This window comes from Salinimicrobium oceani, assembly GCF_012037645.1.
Window position 1 is genome coordinate 1 of the sequence record NZ_JAAVJR010000129.1, and the last position, 719, is coordinate 719.

Sequence of the window (719 nt, forward strand, 5' to 3'; positions counted from 1 at the left end):
TTATTATTTTCCATATGTTATTTTTCTATTGATACTGCAGAAAGTTTAAAACAGAAATCAGATCCTGTTCCTTTCCGGCTTTTGACCTCTATGCTACCGTTGTGCCTTTCAATGATCTCATTAGCCAGGTACAACCCTATTCCGAAGCCCGAATAGGTTTCCTCATTCACGCCTCCTATTCGATAGAATCTTTTAAATATATTCTTGTGGTATTTTTTATCAATACCTATTCCCTGATCCCTAACACTTACCCCCACTTTATTTGGTGCGGCTTCTATAATATGGATTTCAATATTCCTGCTCTCAGGCGAATATTTAATGGCATTGGTAATAAAATTGATCAAAACCTGTCCTATTCTATCCCTGTCGGCCTCAACCTCTGCCCGGCAGGTATGAAATACGGTCATTTGGTGCTGCGTATTGGTTAGCTTTATATCCTGGACGGTTTGATCTATGAGCTCATTAAGGCTAAAAACATCTTTGTTTAGTTCCAGTTTATTTTCTTCCAGCCTTGAGAGATCAAGCATTTCAGAAATTAACCTGGTCAATCTTATTACCTGGTTATCGATTCGTTCCAAAGAGGTCTTGAGGGGAATGCCTGCAGGAAGCTTATCCTCCACCGGCTGCAACATATTTAGTAGTAACTGCACGTAACCTTTTATTGAGGTCACAGGAGTTTTTAACTCATGGCTCACCATTTTAAGGAAATCTCCCTTCCG

Annotated in this window: 1 protein-coding gene; it reads right to left on the reverse strand. The window is 39.6% G+C overall.

What is annotated here, in order from left to right:
• Positions 1–17 precede the first annotated feature (17 nt).
• Positions 18–719: sensor histidine kinase (locus tag HC175_RS15835; protein ID WP_168139395.1), on the reverse strand; the 702-nt coding region annotated here is incomplete at its 5' end.